Raw genomic sequence first — 17,982 nt, 5'->3', positions numbered from 1 at the left:
GTGATCCAGGATGCCGCGCCGGCCTGGCTGCAGCACGGGTCGGAGACCCTGAGCGGCACCGTGCTCGCCGAGGTCGGCCTGCCCGCTCCGCTGCTCGCCCCCGAGCAGGCGGCCCTCTTCGAGCTCACCCGCCTCTGAGTCGCGCCTCGCGAACTCCGCGAGAGTGCACTTTTGGCCCTTAAGCGGGTGGTTTAAGGGCCAAAAGTGCACTCTCGCGAAGGGGGCGGCTACTCGCAGCCGATCCCGTCGCCGTCGCGGTCGAACTTGGACTGCCAGCCCGGGTCGCCGGGGTGGATCGGCGCGGCTCCGGCGGCGCGGACGGCGTCGCAATTCTTGTAGTAGGCCGTGGCCGGCGCGGGGGCTGGCGCGGGGGCCGGGGCGACGACCGGAGCGGGTTCGGGTGCGGGGGCGGCGGCGGGAGCGGGCGCCGCGGTGGCCGGGGCGACGACGACGGGCGCGGGTGCCGGTGCCGGCGTGAATCCGGACGTGAGAGCCGGCTCGCTGGGGCAGGTGTCGAGGATGCGCGTCATCGCATCCCGTTCGGCCTGCGTCACCCAGAGGCCGTAGGTTGCCTTGACCGAGATCTGCCGGGCGACGTAGTGGCATCGGTATGCCTTGTTCGCGGGGAGCCAGGTCGCGGTGTCGCCGTCGCTCTTCTGCTCGTTGGAGCGTCCGTCGACCGCGAGCAGGTTGAGCGGATCGTTCGCGAGCGAGACGCGCTGCGCCTGGCTGAGCTGCTGCGCGCCGGTCTGCCAGGCGTTCGCGAGCGGCACCACGTGGTCGATCTGCACGAGGGCGGATGTCGCCGCTCCCCGCACGAAGCCGATCGTCGCGTTCGTGTACGGGGAGACGATGGTGCCGGTCATGACCGTGCACGTTCCCGACTTGACGACGCTCGTGAGGTCGCGGCCGAGAACGTCATTGCGGGTGTCGCAGCCGTTGCGGTCGACGTCGAGCCAGGCGGTGCCGAAGTCGCCGACCCGGTCGTAGCCGGTCTTGGGCGCCTTGCCCTTGACCGCGAGCGTCGCGAGCAGGGTGACGGCGAGGCCGTTCGTCGCCGAGGTGTCGGTGATCGCGACCGTCGCAGCATCGGAGGCCGCCGTGACGCTCGCGGGGTCTGCGGGCGATTCCTCGGTGAACGCCGCCGCAGTGGGCGTGGCCGTGGCCGTGGCCTTCACGATCGAACTCGAGCTGGTCGGGGTCGCGCTCGCACTCGAACTCGCCGCGGACGTGTCGGCGAGCCGCCCTGCGGGGTGTGTCGCAGCTTGGACGCCGCCGCCCACCAGTGTGAGCACGAGGCTTGCCGCGAGCGCAATCGCCGCCACCTTGCGGGAGGGAAGCGCAGCCCAGGAGCCACGACCGGAGACGACAGAATAGAGGGCCGTCACGAGCCCGATCAGCCCGGCCATCACGAGGAGGGAGCCGAACCCTCCGATCGAAGCCAGCAGCAGGACAAATACGACGATTCCGCCGCCGATCCAGCTCAGCGGCTTGAGCGAACCGACGAACCGCCTGATCTTCGCTTCGAGGGTGGTGGGCTTCTGTGGTGCGGGCGTCATGGCGGCCTTCCGGGTCACCTGAGCCTAGGCGTAACCGGAGGCTCGCCCCCACACCCACTCCGGGGCGTTCCGAATGCGGGTCAGTCGGCGAGGCGCAGGATCAGGTCCGCCCGCTCGCGAGTGCGGTCGATGAGGTCTGCATTGGCCTGGTCGCTCCCACGGGCGAACGCCGCGGCATCCGCTGCGTCGCGCCCGAAGCTCACGTGCCGGCCGATCAGCCGCGGCAGCCGAACGGCGTCGGGCGTGTCGACGAACCAGACCGCGTCGAGTTCGCCGCGCAGCTCGCGCCAGACGGGGGCATCGGCGAGCAGGTAGTTGCCCTCGGTGATGACCACCGGCACACCGCGGGGTACGGCGATGGATGCCGCGATCGGCTCCTCGAGGCCGCGGCGGAACGAGGGGGCGTAGACGACGTCCTCGTCGCGGGCGCGGAGCCGGCGGAGCAGCGACAGGTACGAGCCGGGATCGAAGGTGTCGATCGCGCCGCGGCGCTCGGCGAGCGGCGTGCCGCGAATCAGGTCGGTCGCGAGGTGGAAGCCGTCCATCGGCACGATCACGGCGGTCCCGGCTCCGAGCCGCTCGACGAGCGCCGCCGCGAGCGTTGACTTGCCCGAGCCCGGCGCGCCGCAGAGCCCCAGCAGGATGCGCGGCACAGCGTCGGCCGACCCGGCGAGCACCCGGCGCACGCGCGCCGCGAGTTCATCGACCGTGGTCTCGATCACGGTCGGCGCGCCCGCTCCCGCTCCCGCTCCCGTCCCGATCACCGGGTCACCCGCGCGTCGAACTCGGCCCGCCGGGCGAGGATCTCGGCGGAACTGTCGTGCGCCCACGCCGCGAACGCGATCGCCGGCGGGAGCAGCGTGTGTCCGAGCGGCGTGAGTTCGTATTCGACCCGCGGCGGGATCTCCGGGAAGCTCTCCCGGCTCACGAGTCCGTCGCGCTCGAGCTTCTTGAGGGTGAGCGTCAGCATCCGCTGGGAGATGCCGGGCACCCGGTTCTTGAGCTCGGAGTACCGGATTGCCCCGCCTTCGAGCATCCCCACGACGAGGAGGGTCCACTTGTCGCCGAGGTGTTCGAGCAAGTCGCGCACGACCCGTCCGTCGTCGCCCTCGCCGGAACAGATGTCGTCCATCCGGGCGGCGTGTACGTCCGTTGTCGTCATGCGGAACTCCATTTCTTACCTCCGTGTGCCCAAGGCACAGAGCAGTGCGTGGGGCCCGTGCGGTATAAAAGTAACCACTCGTGATGTTAGGCACCAATCGTAACAATCACGGGCGCGTCACACCTGCCAGACTCCCAGACAAACACCGGAAACTCAACGAAACGGATGCCATGACTCTCGCCCTCTGGATCACAGCGGTCCTCCTCACCGTCGTCTACCTCATGGCCGGGGGTATCAAGGTCGTCCGCAGCAAGGCCCAACTGCAGCCGATGATGCCGTGGGTCGAGGACTTCACCGAGCCCCAGGTCACCGTGATCGGGGCGCTCGGCCTGCTCGGCGCCCTCGGCGTGATCCTGCCGCTCGCCACCGGAATCGCGCCCGTCTTCACTCCGATCGCCGCGATCGGGCTCGTGCTCCTGCAGATCGGCGCCATCACGGTTCACGTGCGTCGCGGCGAGCTCTCCTCGCTCGGCGTCAACGTCGTCCTGCTCGTGCTCGCCGCCGCCGTCGCGATCCTGAGTTTCCTCGCCTGAGTCAGGGCACGAGCACGATCTTGCCCACGTGGGCGGATGCCTCCATCCGGCGGTGCGCGGACGCCGCCTCGCTGAACGGGTACCGGCTGTCGATCACGGGACGGAAGGCCCCGGATTCGAGCCAGGGCCACGCATCCGTGCGGAGGGCTGCGATGATCGCGGCCTTCTCGGCGAACGGACGGGCGCGCAGGGTCGTGCCCCAGTAGCGGCCGCGCTTCTGCATGAGGTACATCGGGTTGAAGACGGCGTCCTGGCCGCTCTGGTTGGCGATCACCATGATGCGCCCGTCGAGCGCGAGCGCGGCGATATTGCGCGCCGCGTACGAGCCGCCCATGATGTCGAGGATCACGTCGGCGCCGTGCCCCTCGGTGGCACGGTCGATCTCGGCGGGGAAGTCCTGGCTGCGGTAGTCGATCAGGATGTCTGCGCCGAGGTCGCGGCAGACCGCGAGCTTCTCGGGGGAGCCTGCCGTGACCGCGACGCGCGCGCCGGCCAGCCGGGCCAGCTGGATCGCGGTCGTGCCGATTCCGCTCGCCCCGCCGTGGACGAGCAGGGTCTCGCCGCTCTGCAGCCCGGCCGCGAGGAAGACGTTGGACCAGACCGTCGCGAGCGCCTCGGGCAGCGCTGCCGCGTCGACGAGGTCGATCGCTTCGGGCACGGGCAGGGCGAGTTCCTCGTGCACGACGGCCTCGGCCGCGTAGCCGCCGCCCGCGAGCAGTGCGCAGACCCGGTCACCGACGGCGAAGAGCGTTGTCGCGCTGCCGACCTCCGTCACGATCCCCGACACCTCGAGGCCCGGCCAGGCCGGGGCCCCGGCGGGCGATGGGTAGTAGCCCTGCCGCTGGGAGACATCCGCCCGGTTGACGCCGGCGGCGGCGACCTGAATGCGGATGTCCCTGGGTCCGACCTCCAGGTCGGCCACGGTTGACAGGGTGAGGGCGTCGGGCCCTCCGGGTACGGGTACCAGAATTGCGCGCATGCCCTCATCCTACGAGCGGCCGCTGGGACGCCGCCGGGGCGCCGGAGTCCTACTCGGTGTCGGAGGTGCGGGCCTCGCCACGCCCCTCGCCGCGGCCGGCGCCCTGCCTGGCCCAGGTCTCCTCGTTGTAGTCGAGGACCAGTCGCGCGGGCGGCGGACCCTCCAGCATCTCGGGCGTGAGGCCGTGGAACTCGATCATCTTGTCCCGGAACCACACGTCGTGGGAATCCTGGGAGGTGGCGAAGTCGCGGAACATCCTGGCGAGGTCGTCGGCCTCGTGATAGAGCGCGACGAAGTCGCCCTGCGGGGTCGACATGAGCGAGGCGACCTCGCGATGCAGGCCCATCCGACGCCGGGACCGCTCGTGCTCCTCGCGGCGCGCGCCGGCCATCTCCGCGGCGAAGGACTGCCAGGCCTCGGTCTTGCCGGGCAGGATGGGGGCAAACCACGTGATGTATTCCATGACATCTTCTCCTTTGAAGTAATGACATGCGGCAGGAGCCGAGCGGGCCGAAGCCGCGAGTGGATCATTCCACCGGAGAGCGTAGTCCCCTCATCGCGGGCCGCAACCGTGCTTCCGGGCGGCCCGACAAGCGCCCTCAACGCCTCAGTCACGGAGAAAGCACCCTCGTCGCGTGGGCGAGGGTGCTTTCTCCGCAACGGAACAGTGCGGATGGGCCTACTGTGCTGCCGAGTAGAACTTCTGGTCGCTGAACGACTGCGAGATGACCCAGGTGCCGGTCGCGGCATCCGCTGTCGGGATGGCGATCACGACGTTGCCGGTCGCCGTTCCGGCGGGGTAGAGCTCGTTGATGTCGGACAGCGGCGCGGGGCCGACGACCGAGCTGTCGAGTTCACTGTGCGTGGTGCCGGCGGCGGACACGAAGGATACGTCGAGGTCCATCCAGGGGGTGCCGGTCGTGGTGCCCTGATAGGTGACCGTGATCGGCAGCATGGCGTACTGCATGCCGGCGGGTGCGGCGTCGTTGAACTGGTTCTCAGCGGCGATGATCGCGTCGGCGTTCAGGGTCGGGGCGCCGAGGGTGATCTCATACTCCGGCTCGCCGTCCGCGGTCGTTGCGATCGTCGTGCCGATCGGGGCCGGGTTGGTGCGGGTTCCGACCTCGCCCTCGTTCGAGGGAACCTCGGTGGGGTCGGTCAGGCTGTCACCCGAGTCCGAGCTGCCGCCGGACGTGTCGCTCGAGGAAGTGCCCGACTTCAGGCCCTGGGCGTCATTGACGGCGGCGACGAAGCCGATCGTGTACACGATCGCGAGCACGATCGACAGCAGAAGGGCGACACCGGATGCCGCGATCCCGCCCTTCGCAAGACCCTTCGGCTTGCCCTTTCTGGTCATGGCGATGATTCCGAAGACGAGCCCGGCAATGGCGGCGAACCCGGACACGTAATTGACGATCGGAATGAACGCGCCCACGAAGGCGACGGCGCCGACGATGAGGGATACCAGTCCGAAGGGGCTGCTCGTGGGGGCGAGCGGCGCGGGTGCAACGGGCGGCACGGGCGGTGCGGGCGGGAGGTTGCTTCCGCCGAATTCTGGGGGTGAACTCACTGTTTGCTGAGAATCGGACATACGTCCAGCCTTGCAGCGTCCCGCTATTTTCAACGACTCCTGTCTACCCCCATTAAGGGGTGTCGTCAGTACGTGTCGTTGAGCCAGCCGTCGCAGGACCCTTCGCTACCGCCGTCGTACCCCTCCAGGAAGGCCTCGTTGCGCTGCTCGGGGGTGCCGTGGTGCTGGGGGTTGTCGAAGGCGTAGTCGCCCAGGTCGAGAGTCGTCTGGCCGGCCTCCTTGATGTCGCCCTCGTCGAGGATCCCCTCGTCCTCCGCCGACTTCGCCCAGACCCCGGCCCAGCAGTCGGCGTGCAGCTCGATCTTGTAGACCGGGTAGATCGAACCGGCGGTGCTGAAGATGCCGATTTCGTTCTGGAGCTCGTGCGCGTACTCGTGCGCGACGACGTAAGCGACCGAGAAGTCGCCGGTCCTATGGGTCCTCGTGCCGTCGGTGTTCGCGTAGAGGGTTCCGTCCCAGATCTTCTGGGCGAGGCTCTGCGACACCGTGATCTTGTCGTCGTACAGGCAGTAGTACGCGCTCATGTCATCGGAGAAGCCCGGCGCGCACATCGACGGCACCACCTCGCCCGCCGCGGGGAAGGCATAGGTCACGAAGGGTGCCGGGCGCCCGTCGTCCTTCCACACGCCGGTCCAGTAGGCATCCACATCGCCGAGCACTGACACGAGGAAGTCCTTCATCGTGCCGCTCGACCCCACGATGTTGGCCGTCGGCACGCCCCCGATCCCCGGCGTGCCCGAGGTACTCGTCGGCGTGATGCCGGACGGTGAGGAGCCGACGGCGACCTGGATGGCCCCGCCCGCGAGCGCGCCCTGTGCGGAGTTCCTGGGGACGGATGCCGCGGCGTGCCCGCCGCCCGGATCCGCGGCGGCCGCGGTCACCGCGGTCACCGCGCCGCCTCCCGCGAAGGCGAGGACTGACATCAGGGCGATGGCACGCAGAGCAGACGTGAGTTTCATGGTGGTGGACTCCCTTGTGGAGTGCGTGTGTGGTGTTGTCAGGAGCGACCGGAGCGACATCATCCGATTCGCGGCGTGGAGCCCGAGTGTCAACTCTCGCGAGTATAGGCAGACTCATAGCAGCCCGATAGGTCAGCTCGCAGTTCGTGACTCATCGACAGGGGGCGATGTGCGAGCTTCGGCGAACGAAACTACGATGGGGGTCCAAGCGGTCCTCGTTCAAGAGCGAGCGGGATCAGAAGCGAATGGGTGCCTTTTGTCAATGTCGTCAAAATCGTCGTCCGAACTGTCCAGTGCGTTGTCGAACACCGAAGCGTCGACGACCGAGGCCTTCGTCGCCGACTACTACGAGCACCTCGGTGACGATGCCAGGGAATACGACCCGGCCACGCTGCGCGCACGGGCGGAGAGCCACTGGCAGGTCGCCCTCACCCGGCCGCCGAAGACGGCGAACATCGAGATCCGGACCGAAACCGACCGCAGCATCCTCTACGTCGTCACCGACGACATGCCGTTCCTCGTCGACTCGGTCAACGCCGAACTGGTCCGCCAGCACGCGGCCATCCACCTCGTCGTGCACCCCCTGCTCGTCGTCACCCGCAACCGGGAGACCCACGAGCTCGTCAGGGTCACCCGCATGCCGGTCAACGCGGGCGTCTCGAGCGGCGACACCTCCGCGATGCCCGACATCTCCCACCTGCTCGGCAACGAGGAGGACTCGCCGCATCTCGAGTCGTGGATCGCGATCGAGATCGACCGCGCGAGCGTCGAGGCCCGCGAGCGCCTGGCCGAGGGGATCGCGCGGGTGCTTCACGACGTGCGGGCCGCCGTGGACGACTGGCCCGCGATGCGCTCGAAGTCCGTGCAGATCGCCGATGCACTCGGGAAGCTGCCGCACGCCGAGGGCATCCCCGACCTGGCGCAAGCCAGGGACCTGCTGCACTGGCTCGACCAGGACAACTTCACCTTCCTCGGCTACCGCGAATACGACCTCGAGACGGTCGACGGCGAGGACGTCCTCTCTATCCGCGACGACAGCGGTCTCGGCCTGTTGCGCGCCGTGAAAGACGGGCACGAGATCCAGCACCTGACGGATGCCGGGCGCACCATGGCCCGCGAACGGCGCGCCCTCGTGATCACCAAGGCCAACTCCCGCTCGAGCGTGCACCGTCCCGCGTACTTCGACTACATCGGCATCAAGAGCTTCGACGCCAACGGCAACGTCAACGGGGAGCAGCGCTTCATCGGCCTCTTCGCCGTGAGCGCGTACACGAGCTCCGTGCGTGACGTGCCGATCCTGCGCGAGAAGATCGATGCCGTCATGGCCGAGGTCGGCTTCCCGCCGGGCTCGCACAGCGACAAGGACCTGCTCGGCATCCTCGAGACCTACCCGCGCGATGAGCTCTTCCAGATCGACGTGCCCACCCTCGTCGCAACGGCCGTCGCCATCCAGCGACTGCAGGAACGCCGGCGGACCCGGCTCTTCCTGCGCCCGGACCTGTTCGGCCGCTTCATGTCCGCCCTCGTCTACTTCCCCCGCGACCGGTACACGACGGCGGTGCGCCTCCGGATCGAGAAGGAACTGACCGAGACCTTCTCCGCGGAATCCCTCGACTTCGAGGCCCGCATGACGGAGTCCACCCTCGCCCGCCTGTTCTACCGGATCCGCCTGCCGAAGACGGCCGCTGTCGGAACGGCCGACGACGTCGCCGCGCTCGCCGCGGCACTCGAACCCCGCCTGGCCATGGCCGTGCGGTCCTGGGCGGAGGGGATCACCGAGCAGCTGCACGACACGAGGCTCGCGCACCTCTGGGCAGAGGCGTTCCCGCCGAGCTACCAGGTCGACTATGAAGTCGAGGACGCCCTCGTCGACATCAGCAGGTTCGAGGCATACGCCGCGGGCCTGAAGAGTGCGGTCGCGCGGGATGCCGCGGCATCCGTGACGGGTTCGCCTCGCCCGGGCGTGCACGTCTACCTCTCCCCGAACGCCGCTGACCGGCCCGCCGAAGACGCCCGCGTGAAGCTCTACATGATGGAGTCGCAGAGCCTCAGCCAGATCCTGCCGTACTTCCAGAACCTCGGTATCGAGGTTCTCGACGAGGTGCCCTTCGAGATCAAGACCTCCGACGGGCGTGAATTCTTCCTCTACGACCTCGGCCTGCGCTACCCGGCGGGCGTCGACCCGGTCGGCACCGGCGACCTGCTCGCCGACTCCTTCGGCGCAGCGGTCAGCGGGGCCATCGAGTCGGACGGACTCGACCGCCTGGTCCTCCGCGAAGGCATGCCCTGGCGCCGCGTGGTCATCCTCCGCAGCTACGCCAAGTACCTGCGCCAGATGGGCAACACCAACTCCTACGACTTCGTCGGCGACACCCTGCTCGCCAACCCCGCGGTCTCTGGCGGGCTCGTGGACCTCTTCGAGGCCCGGTTCGACCCCGCGCGGGACGAGACCGAACGCATCCGTCGCACCGAGGAGGTGCGCGCGCAGCTCGCCACGGCCATCGAACAGGTCGCCACCCTCGACGCCGACCGGGTGCTGCGGGTGCTGCTGAACCTCATCGAGGCGACGCTGCGCACGAACTATTTCCAGAACAAGCCCTACCTGAGCATCAAGCTCGACCCGAGCCGCATCGAGGCACTGCCGTTCCCGAAGCCGATGTTCGAGATCTGGGTGTACTCGCCGCGCGTCGAGGGCGTGCACCTGCGCTTCGGCATGGTCGCCCGCGGCGGGCTGCGCTGGTCGGACCGGCGCGAAGACTTCCGCACCGAGGTGCTCGGCCTCGTCAAGGCGCAGACGGTCAAGAACGCCGTGATCGTGCCGACCGGCGCCAAGGGCGGGTTCTTCGCGAAGAAGCTGCCCGACCCCGGTGTCAACCGGGCCGCCTGGCTGGCCGAAGGCATCGATGCATACAAGACCTTCATCCGCGGCATGCTCGACCTGACCGACAACCTCGTGCTGACGGATGCCGGTGAGCAGGTCGTTCCCCCGGCGAACGTCGTGCGCCACGACGACAACGACTCCTACCTCGTGGTCGCCGCGGACAAGGGCACCGCCACGTTCTCCGACATCGCCAACGGCCTCTCCGCCGACTACGGCTTCTGGCTCGGCGACGCCTTCGCCTCCGGCGGCTCGATCGGGTACGACCACAAGGCCATGGGCATCACGGCCCGCGGCGCCTGGGAATCGGTCAAGCGCCACTTCGGTGAACTCGACCTCGACACCCAGACCGAGGAATTCACCGTCGTCGGGATCGGCGACATGTCCGGCGACGTCTTCGGCAACGGGATGCTGCTCTCCGAGCACATCAAGCTCGTCGCGGCCTTCGACCACCGGCACGTGTTCCTCGACCCGAACCCCGACCCGGCCGTGTCGTTCGCCGAGCGGCGCCGGCTCTTCGAACTGCCCCGGTCCTCCTGGGCGGACTACGACACGAGCCTGATCAGCGCAGGAGGCGGGGTGTTCCCGCGGCAGGCCAAGGTCGTCCCGATCTCGGCGGAGGTGCGCGCCGTCCTCGGACTGCCCGAAAGCATCACGCACCTGAGCCCGCCGGAACTGCTCCGCGCCATCCTCACGGCACCGGCCGACCTGCTCTACAACGGCGGCATCGGCACCTACGTCAAGGCGAGCACCGAAACCGCTGCGCAGGTCGGCGACAAGGCGAACGACGCCATCCGCGTCGACGGCCGCGACCTGCGCGTCAAGGTCGTCGGTGAGGGCGGCAACCTCGGCCTCACCCAGCGCGGCCGCATCGAGGCCGCCCTGGCCGGGGTGCTGCTCAACACCGACGCGATCGACAACTCCGCCGGCGTGGACTGCTCCGACCACGAGGTCAACATCAAGATCTTCGTCGACCGGATGGTCGCGGCCGGCCGGCTCAGCGCCGAAGAGCGCCCCGGGTTCCTCGCCGCGATGACGGACGAGGTCGGCCGGCTGGTCCTGGAGGACAACGTCGACCAGAACATCCTGCTGCTGAACGACCGGGTCAAGGTCGCGAGCTGGAGCCCGAGTTACGAACGCCTGATGGACGCGCTCGAGGCATCCGGCGACCTGAAGCGCGAGCTCGAGGCGTTGCCGACCACCACGGAGCTGCACGAACGGATCGACCACGGCCAGGGGCTCACCTCGCCAGAGCTCTCGGTGCTCGCCGCGTACGCCAAGATCGAGCTCACGACCGCGCTCCGGGACAGCGACCTCGCGGACGACCCGTGGTTCCGCGGCACCCTGCGCCGGTACTTCCCGCGCCAGCTCGCCGAACGCTTCGACGCCGAGCTCGACACGCATCCACTGCGCCGGGAGATCATCGCGACCGTCGTCGCGAACGACATGATCAACCTCGGGGGAGTGACTTTCGCCTTCCGTGCCATGGAGGAGACCAGCGCGACCCCCGCGGCGATCGCCCGGGCGTTCGTCGCGCTCCGGGAGATCTTCGAGCTCGAGACCATGGTCGCCGAGCTGAGCGCCCTGCCGAAGTCGTTCCCGACGGAGCACTGGACGGCGATCCACCTCGACATCCGCCGGCTGCTCGACCGGGCCGTGCGCTGGCAGGTCAACCACGGCGGCTCGCAACCGGTCGCCGAGGTCGTGGCGCAGTACAAGCCGCAGATCGCGCTCGTCCGCGCGCACCTGGGCGACTACGTGCGCGGCGCCGACCAGGCCCGGCTCGGGTCGCTGCTGGTCAAGGCGGAGGAGTGGGGCCTGCCGTCCGGCCTCGGCCACCGCTGGACCCAGCTCTTCGAGGCCTTCGCCCTGCTCGACGTTGTGAAGATCGCGGCGCAGTCCGGCGAACAGCTCGGGGACGTCGCGTCCGTGTACTACACGGTCTACGACCGGTTCGGCGTGGACAACCTGCTCGAGCGCATCACCGCGTTGCCGCGCACGGACCGCTGGCAGGCCCTCGCCCGCGCGGCGCTGCGCGACGACCTCTACTCGACGGTCGCCGACATCACCACGGCCGTGCTCGAGGCGACGGATTCGGGAAGCGCGGAACACCGTCTCCTCGCCTGGGAGGCACTCAACGCCGAAAAGCTCGCCCGCTCACGCAGCGTATTCGACGAGGTCAACGCCCTCGGACAGGACGACATGGCCTCGCTCTCGGTCGCAATGCGGCTGCTGCGCTCGATTGTGCGGCGGTAGGCAGGCCCGGGCGGATGCTGCGGACGACGCGCCTGGCGGAGGGGCCAGTCGAGTACCGGCTCGATATTCGCGCGGACCCGGTCATCGTGGTCTTCCAAGGCGGACACCTCCGGGCCGGGATCGCGGTCGGCGAGGACGTCTTCGCCGCCGCCGGCTACTCCGTGCTCGCACCCTCCCGACCCGGCTACGGTCGCACTCCGCTGTCCACAGGGACGACCGTGACCGGATTCGCGGATGTCGTGGGTGACCTGTGCGCGCACCTGGGCATCACCCGGGTCGCGGCGGTCGTCGGCATTTCCGGCGGGGGACCGACCGCCGCAACGTTCGCCGCGCGACACGCCGGCCTTGTCGACCGGCTGGTCCTGATCAGTGCAGTCGGCTGGCTTCCGTACCCGGACCCGGTCACTCGCCTGGGAGCCCGGATCGGATTCAACGGCGTGACCGGGAGGGTCACCTGGGGCCTGGTTCACGCGCTCGCCCGGTTCGCTCCCTCCATGTGCCTGCGCATGATGATGGGAGCGCTGTCCACCCGTCCGGTGGGCGAGGTCCTGGCCGGCTTGGATTCGGACGCTCGCGCCGGACTCCTCACACTTTTCCGGCGGATGCGCTCCGGACGCGGGTTTGTCAACGACCTGCGCCCCACCCCCGATGTCACCGCTCTGGTCGATCAGCCCACCCTCGTGATCGCCACCCGAACCGACGGCGGAGTGCCCTTCGCACAGTCGCGTTCGCTCGCCTCAAGCATCCGTGCTGCCGAACTCATTGAGAGTCATGCGGACAGCCACATGGTCTGGCTCGGTGCTGACTGGCCGGTGGTCGGCGAACGAATCGTCGCCTTCCTCAAGGGCACCTCCTGAGCTGGACCAGCTCGTGGCCGCACACCTCGCAGATGCCGCATCGCGTTTTCCGCGCCCGGCCTCCGATCCACCAGGAGCGGCTCTGCCTCCTCGGAAAGGACGGCTTCGCGGAGCCCGCGTGGGCAAGCGACCTAGAACGGTGTCGGGTCGTCGGGGTCGTCGGGTGTGGGGTCGAGGTTCCAGACGTCAACGATCGGGGCTGGTGGTTTCGGTGCGGGTTTGGGTTTCCGGGGTGGTCTCATGTCGGCGGAGGGTTCGACGATGTAGCTGTACCTGGCCGGGGAGGTCCATTCGATGCGACCGTCGCCGAGGTGCCTGGGCGACCACCGGGTGTAGCTCTTCACCGCGTGGTGATACGGGCAGAGGTGGGCGAGGTTCATCGCGTCGGTCTCCCCGCCGTGCTGCCACTCCACACTGTGGTCGAGGTCTGATCGTTTGGCGGAGCGCCGGCAGCCCGGGAAGGTGCAGGTTTCATCCCGCACCTCCAGCCACTTCTTGAGTGCGGCGGGTGGTTTGTAGGTGTCGCGTCCCATGGAGAGCACGACGCCGGTTTCCGGGTGGGTGAGGAGCCGGGTGAAGCTCGGCGCCCCGGCCGCGAGACGCCTCGCGGTGTCGGGGTCGATGGGTCCGTACCCGGCCAGATACCCGGGCTCCTCGCTCTTCCCCAACAAGGTCAGCACCGGAACGGTGACGTTGACCTGCGCGGTCACCCCTTTGCCGAGTCCATCCGGGGTGACCCCACTGATCAGGACGTCGGTGAGCACATCGGCCGCGATCTGGGTCAGGGTGCGGACCTCGTCCGGGCCCTGCAGGGTCAGGGCGGTGTCGAGAGTGCGGTGGTACGCGGCCTGCACCTTCTCGGCATCCCCGGTCAGATACAGCGACGCCATGCCGTCGTTGAGGGCCTGGAACACCACATGCCGGTCCTCGACGCTTTTCTGGTGCCTCGCGGTGATGGTTTCCGGGTGGGTGCGTTCCCGCACCCTTCGGGCCCGGTCGGCGAGCTTCGCCACGGTCAGCACTTCCGCGTCGGGCACGAGGACCTCCTCGAACACGGCGCGGGCCCGGGCGGCCGCTTCCGGGTCATCAGCGACCCGGATGCCCCAGGCCTGCTCCATGATCACCTGGGCGTGCCGGTAACTGATCGCCCCGGAGGCCAGGGCGTCCCGGGTTGCGGGGAGGTCTTCGGCGAGGGTGCGGCTGGCTTCGATCAGGGTCTCCGCCGTCCGGCGCGGGAGCCGCAGCAGGGCGCTGACCTCGCACGTGAATTCCTCTTTCGTGGCTTCCTCCGGAGACCACGGCGGGCGCAGGCCGCCCGCCCGCACTGCGGCGTCCGCCCGGGCCCGGCCGACATCGGCGAGCACCCGCTGGGCGGTGTAGACCGCGGCGGCCCGGCGAGCGGTGGCCTGATTGATTTCCCGGTCCGCGTCCCGGATCGCGTCATAGAAATCGGTGAGGGGCGGCTCCACCAGGCTGAGATGCCGGGGGTTCAGGTAGGTGTCGGGAGGACTGTCGGGAGGGGTCCCGGGCGGGGGTTCCGCCGTGCTTTCGGGCTGAGGTTCTGAGGTATTTTCAGTTGTCATACCGGTCACTCTACGAACGACCACCGACATTCTTGAGGCATTCGCACGCCCACGAATCACCTGTGGAAAACCCGGTCAAGGGCTCATAACGAAAGTCGGTCAGCTTCAATCGTCCAGAGATATCGATAGGTTACCCGATGAGCGATTCCTGTCCAGAGGGGCGTCCGCAAAGTCGGATCGGAACAGACCTAAGTGGCCGCGAAACGCTCCCCACGCAACGGCCAGAGCTAGACGAGGGACATGATGTCGCGCGCCGCCGTGAGGAGCAGGGGGGCGTATGACTCGAGTTTCGCCTGCGTCACCAAAGGTGCGATTGTGGTGATGCCGATTCCGCCCAGCAGATTGTGCCGGGTGTCGAAAACGGGCGTCGCCATGCAGCGGATGTGCTCCTCGTTCTCCTCGTCGTCGATCGAGAAGCCGCGATTGCGCACAAGTTCGCCGTCGGCGAGCAAACGGTTGACGTCCGTGATGGTGTTGTCGGTGCGCCGCGGCAGCCCGGTGTTGGCGGCGTACCGCCGCACCTCGCTCTCGGGCAGGTAGGCCAGAACGGACTTGCCGATCGCGGTCGAGTGCAACGGGATCTGGGCGCCGACGCGGGACGCCATCCGGATCGGCTGCGCGGTGTCCTCGATCTTCTCAACGTAGGTGGCCCAGTCGCCGGTGCGGAGGGCGAAGTGGATGGTGCTGTGCACGTCCTGCTGGAGGCGCTGCAGCCGGGTGCGCACGCGGTCCGAATCCTCCGTGCTGGCAGTCAGGCGCAGGCCGAGCAACCGAAGCGCGCGTCCGGGTGTGTACGCGCCGTCCGACGTGCGGCTGACGTAGCCGTCGTCGACGAGTTCGGACAGCAGACGGAACACGCTCGTCTTCGACAGGCCGGTCTCCTTAACCAGGTCGCTCAGCCGGTGCGTTTCGCCCGGGTTCGACACGGCTTCGAGCACGCGCAGCAGTTTGCGGGCTGCGCTGTCCTTCGCGGGCTCGCCGGCCTCGCCCGAAGTGTGAGATCCGTCGATCAAAGTCGCTGACATTTTGTCCTCCTGCGGCCAAAGATTGTGCATTGTGCACCATGAAAAGGCGGTTCTGCCCGATGGAACTCAATACGGCAATTCTACCGCGAAAGCAGTTGTTACGAACCTGTTAACCGGTGCTAGTGTTTCATCTGACGGACACGCGTTCTGCTGAGCGGAACGATTAGCAGGCTCCGCCACACTTTCGCCTCACGTTTCTCGCCTCAAAGAGGAGTACGCATGACAACCCAGCAGCTCGCACAGGGCATCCGTCTGGTGGAGGGCCACGGCGGCCTCGCCGCCGTCGAAGTCACCACACCCTCGGCATCCGCCCTGATCTACCTGCACGGCGCGCACGTCGCCGACTGGACTCCCGCGGGCGGCAAGCCGGTCCTCTGGATGAGCACCTTCGGCGTCTTCTCCGACACCGACCCGATCCGCGGCGGCGTTCCCCTCTGCTTCCCCTGGTTCGGCCCGAACGGCACGGATGCCTCAGCTCCCAACCACGGCTGGGCACGCCTCTCCACCTGGTCGCTCGTCGACTCCCGCACCCTGGACACCGCGACCGGCGCCGTTGCCACAGAGCTCGTCTTCGAGCTGACCCAGGACAGCGTCGGCGTTCCCGCCGGATTCCACCCCTTCACCGCGCACTACACGGTCACCGTGGGCGCAGAGCTCGGCCTCGAGCTGTCCGTCCGCAACGACGGTGCCACCCCGTTCGCGTTCGAGGAAGCCTTCCACACCTACTTCGCCGTCGGCGACGTCACAACGAGCACCCTCACCGGCCTCGAGACGTTCGACTACACGGACCGCTCGACCAAGCCGGCCACCGAGGGCTCGTCCCTCCTGCCGCTCGGCTTCACCGGCGATGAGATCGATCGCCTCTACCCGATGCCCGAGGCGCTCGAACTCAGCGACCCGGCGAACGACCGCATCATCCGCGCCGTCTCGCAGGGCGCCGCGCAGACGGTCGTCTGGAACGCCGGCCGCATCAAGGCCGCCGCCATCGCAGACTACGGAACCGACGAGTGGACCGAAACCGCCTGCGCAGAGACGTGCAACGTCGGCGCCCACTTCATCACCCTGGACCCCGGAGCGACGTCGACCATGCAGGTCACCGTCACGTCCACTACTACCGAACGGAACACGAAGACCATGCAGAGACTGTCCAAGAGCGTTGTTCCCGCGATCGCGGAACTGCCCACGAAGGCCATCCAGTTCGGCGAGGGCAACTTCCTCCGCGCGTTCGTCGACTGGCAGCTGCAGCAGATGAACAACCAGGGACTGTTCCAGGGCGGCGTGAAGATCGTCCAGCCCATCGAAGGCGGCCGCGTCGCCTCCCTCGAGGAGCAGGACAACCTCTACACGGTCCTCCTCGAAGGCCTTCAGGATGGCAAGGACGTGCAGAGCCACGAGGTCATCACCGTGGTCACCGGAACGGTCAACCCGTACGTCGACAACCAGAAGTACCTCGGCCTCGCCAACGACGACAACATCGAGTTCATCTTCTCCAACACGACAGAGGCCGGCATCGCCTTCGACGACCGTGACCGTCTCAATGACAAGCCCCAGCACAGCTTCCCCGGAAAGCTCACCGCGCTCCTCTTCGAGCGTTTCTCTCTCGGCAAGAAGGGCTTCCAGATCATCCCCTGCGAGCTCATCGAGCACAACGGCGACAAGCTCAAGGAATCCGTCCTCGCGACCGCCGCGCTCTGGGAGCTCGACGCAGCATTCGTCCAGTGGGTCAACACCGACAACACCTTCTACTCCAGCCTCGTCGACCGGATCGTTCCCGGTTACCCGGCCGACCGCGCCGCCGAGCTCGCCGAGGAATTCGGCTACGACGACCAGTCGATCGTCAAGGCCGAGCCATTCCTGCTCTGGGTCATCGAAGGACCGCAGTCGTTGACGGAATCCCTCCCGCTCGCGAAGGCCGGCCTCAACGTGACCGTCACCGACGACATGACGCCGTACCGCGAACGCAAGGTCTTCCTGCTGAACGCCCCGCACACCACGATGGCCTCGATCGCCCGCCTCGCCGGCGTCGAGACCGTGCGCGACGTGATGATCGACCCCGAGTTCTCCCAGTTCGTCAACGCGGAAATGTACGACGAGATCATGCCGGTCATCGACCTGCCGCACGACGAACTCGCCGCATACGCCGAGTCCGTCAAGGAACGCTTCGAGAACCGCTTCATGCACCACGAGCTCGCCTCGATCGCGCTCAACAGCATCTCGAAGTACAAGTCCCGCCTGCTGCCGATCCTGGTCAACTTCCAGGAGAAGGTCGGAACCTTCCCGCCCCGCGTCACCCTGGCCCTTTCGGCACTGCTGCTCACCTACAGCGGCGACGCTGCGGTCACCGTCGTCCCCGTCGACAGCGACGAGGTGCTCGCCACCTTCCACGCCGCATACGCGACGGCCACCGCGACCGGCAGCAACGTGACGGCCGACTACGTCGAAGCGATCCTGAGCGATGACTCGCTCTGGGGCCGCGACCTCAGCGAACTCCCCGGCCTCGTCGCCGAGGTCACCACCGGCCTCGACAACCTGCGCACCCTGGGTGCCCGCGCGACCATCGCGCTCCTGGCCTGATCGGCCGAATCAACCCACCGACTGAT

The 17,982-nt window shown here is 68.2% G+C and carries 14 protein-coding genes; 5 read left to right on the top strand and 9 right to left on the bottom strand.

Annotated elements, in window-relative coordinates:
* Positions 1-138, top strand: coding sequence for a hypothetical protein (locus tag E3O39_RS19255; protein WP_166789561.1), 138 nt, complete (start codon positions 1-3; stop codon positions 136-138).
* A gap of 89 nt (positions 139-227) precedes the next feature.
* Here E3O39_RS19255 and E3O39_RS03885 read toward each other — a convergent pair whose 3' ends face one another.
* From E3O39_RS03885 to E3O39_RS03875, 3 genes are all read right to left on the bottom strand, one after another.
* Positions 228-1,559: a DUF1524 domain-containing protein gene (locus E3O39_RS03885; protein WP_198413368.1), complete on the bottom strand. Its 1,332-nt coding sequence runs from the start codon at positions 1,557-1,559 to the stop codon at positions 228-230.
* Between the two features lie 80 nt (positions 1,560-1,639).
* Entirely contained in the window at positions 1,640-2,323 is a 684-nt protein-coding gene (locus tag E3O39_RS03880) for a nucleoside/nucleotide kinase family protein (protein ID WP_255454092.1), read from the bottom strand.
* The gene (locus E3O39_RS03875) at positions 2,320-2,721 is read right to left on the bottom strand and encodes a helix-turn-helix domain-containing protein (RefSeq protein ID WP_241975404.1); all 402 of its coding nucleotides are present in this window, start codon (positions 2,719-2,721) and stop codon (positions 2,320-2,322) included. Before E3O39_RS03875 ends, E3O39_RS03880 begins: the two co-directional genes overlap by 4 nt.
* A gap of 170 nt (positions 2,722-2,891) precedes the next feature.
* Between E3O39_RS03875 and E3O39_RS03870 the strand changes: the two genes are divergently transcribed.
* Positions 2,892-3,254, top strand: coding sequence for a DoxX family protein (locus tag E3O39_RS03870; RefSeq protein ID WP_134445946.1), 363 nt, complete (start codon positions 2,892-2,894; stop codon positions 3,252-3,254).
* 1 nt (position 3,255) lies between these two features.
* Here the strand turns inward: E3O39_RS03870 and E3O39_RS03865 are convergent, their stop codons facing one another.
* The 4 genes from E3O39_RS03865 to E3O39_RS03850 all read right to left on the bottom strand — a co-directional run bounded on the left by E3O39_RS03865 (position 3,256) and on the right by E3O39_RS03850 (position 6,783).
* Complete coding sequence (locus tag E3O39_RS03865) at positions 3,256-4,233, bottom strand: NAD(P)H-quinone oxidoreductase (protein WP_134445945.1); 978 nt, start codon at positions 4,231-4,233, stop codon at positions 3,256-3,258.
* A gap of 49 nt (positions 4,234-4,282) precedes the next feature.
* Positions 4,283-4,696, bottom strand: a complete 414-nt coding sequence (locus E3O39_RS03860) for a DUF6176 family protein (protein ID WP_174774835.1) — start codon at positions 4,694-4,696, stop codon at positions 4,283-4,285.
* A gap of 216 nt (positions 4,697-4,912) precedes the next feature.
* Positions 4,913-5,803 (bottom strand): DUF4190 domain-containing protein, encoded by an 891-nt coding sequence (locus tag E3O39_RS03855; protein WP_134445944.1) that lies wholly within the window; start codon positions 5,801-5,803, stop codon positions 4,913-4,915.
* An 86-nt stretch (positions 5,804-5,889) separates the two neighbouring features.
* A complete protein-coding gene (locus E3O39_RS03850; protein ID WP_166787231.1) occupies positions 5,890-6,783 on the bottom strand; it encodes a neutral zinc metallopeptidase in 894 nt (297 codons plus the stop codon).
* A gap of 262 nt (positions 6,784-7,045) precedes the next feature.
* On the opposite strand from E3O39_RS03850, the gene E3O39_RS03845 reads away from it, so the two are divergent.
* Entirely contained in the window at positions 7,046-11,917 is a 4,872-nt protein-coding gene (locus E3O39_RS03845) for an NAD-glutamate dehydrogenase (protein ID WP_134445942.1), read from the top strand.
* Between the two features lie 14 nt (positions 11,918-11,931).
* Complete coding sequence (locus E3O39_RS03840) at positions 11,932-12,774, top strand: alpha/beta fold hydrolase (RefSeq protein WP_134445941.1); 843 nt, start codon at positions 11,932-11,934, stop codon at positions 12,772-12,774.
* Positions 12,775-12,905: 131 nt separating this feature from the next.
* Here the strand turns inward: E3O39_RS03840 and E3O39_RS03835 are convergent, their stop codons facing one another.
* Both E3O39_RS03835 and E3O39_RS03830 read right to left on the bottom strand, forming a co-directional pair.
* Complete coding sequence (locus E3O39_RS03835; protein ID WP_166787230.1) at positions 12,906-14,357, bottom strand: HNH endonuclease signature motif containing protein; 1,452 nt, start codon at positions 14,355-14,357, stop codon at positions 12,906-12,908.
* Positions 14,358-14,584: 227 nt separating this feature from the next.
* Positions 14,585-15,382: an IclR family transcriptional regulator gene (locus tag E3O39_RS03830; protein ID WP_166787229.1), complete on the bottom strand. Its 798-nt coding sequence runs from the start codon at positions 15,380-15,382 to the stop codon at positions 14,585-14,587.
* Positions 15,383-15,601: 219 nt separating this feature from the next.
* Here E3O39_RS03830 and E3O39_RS18880 point away from each other — a divergent pair, with 219 nt between their 5' ends.
* Positions 15,602-17,956 (top strand): tagaturonate reductase, encoded by a 2,355-nt coding sequence (locus E3O39_RS18880; RefSeq protein ID WP_166787228.1) that lies wholly within the window; start codon positions 15,602-15,604, stop codon positions 17,954-17,956.
* Positions 17,957-17,982 lie beyond the last annotated feature (26 nt).

The organism is Cryobacterium sp. MDB2-A-1 (genome assembly GCF_004402675.1).
Lineage (GTDB): Bacteria > Actinomycetota > Actinomycetes > Actinomycetales > Microbacteriaceae > Cryobacterium > Cryobacterium glucosi.
This window is presented reverse-complemented; position numbering and strand designations above follow the sequence as displayed.

Coding starts and splice junctions, on each gene's coding strand:
- E3O39_RS03865 (WP_134445945.1), bottom strand. CDS start 4,233: ATGCGCGCAATTCTGGTACCCGTACCCGGAGGGCCCGACGCCCTCACC.
- E3O39_RS18880 (WP_166787228.1), top strand. CDS start 15,602: ATGACAACCCAGCAGCTCGCACAGGGCATCCGTCTGGTGGAGGGCCAC.
- E3O39_RS03875 (WP_241975404.1), bottom strand. CDS start 2,721: ATGACGACAACGGACGTACACGCCGCCCGGATGGACGACATCTGTTCC.
- E3O39_RS03850 (WP_166787231.1), bottom strand. CDS start 6,783: ATGAAACTCACGTCTGCTCTGCGTGCCATCGCCCTGATGTCAGTCCTC.
- E3O39_RS03835 (WP_166787230.1), bottom strand. CDS start 14,357: ATGACAACTGAAAATACCTCAGAACCTCAGCCCGAAAGCACGGCGGAA.
- E3O39_RS03830 (WP_166787229.1), bottom strand. CDS start 15,382: ATGTCAGCGACTTTGATCGACGGATCTCACACTTCGGGCGAGGCCGGC.
- E3O39_RS03870 (WP_134445946.1), top strand. CDS start 2,892: ATGACTCTCGCCCTCTGGATCACAGCGGTCCTCCTCACCGTCGTCTAC.
- E3O39_RS03840 (WP_134445941.1), top strand. CDS start 11,932: ATGCTGCGGACGACGCGCCTGGCGGAGGGGCCAGTCGAGTACCGGCTC.
- E3O39_RS03845 (WP_134445942.1), top strand. CDS start 7,046: ATGTCGTCAAAATCGTCGTCCGAACTGTCCAGTGCGTTGTCGAACACC.
- E3O39_RS03860 (WP_174774835.1), bottom strand. CDS start 4,696: ATGGAATACATCACGTGGTTTGCCCCCATCCTGCCCGGCAAGACCGAG.
- E3O39_RS03885 (WP_198413368.1), bottom strand. CDS start 1,559: ATGACGCCCGCACCACAGAAGCCCACCACCCTCGAAGCGAAGATCAGG.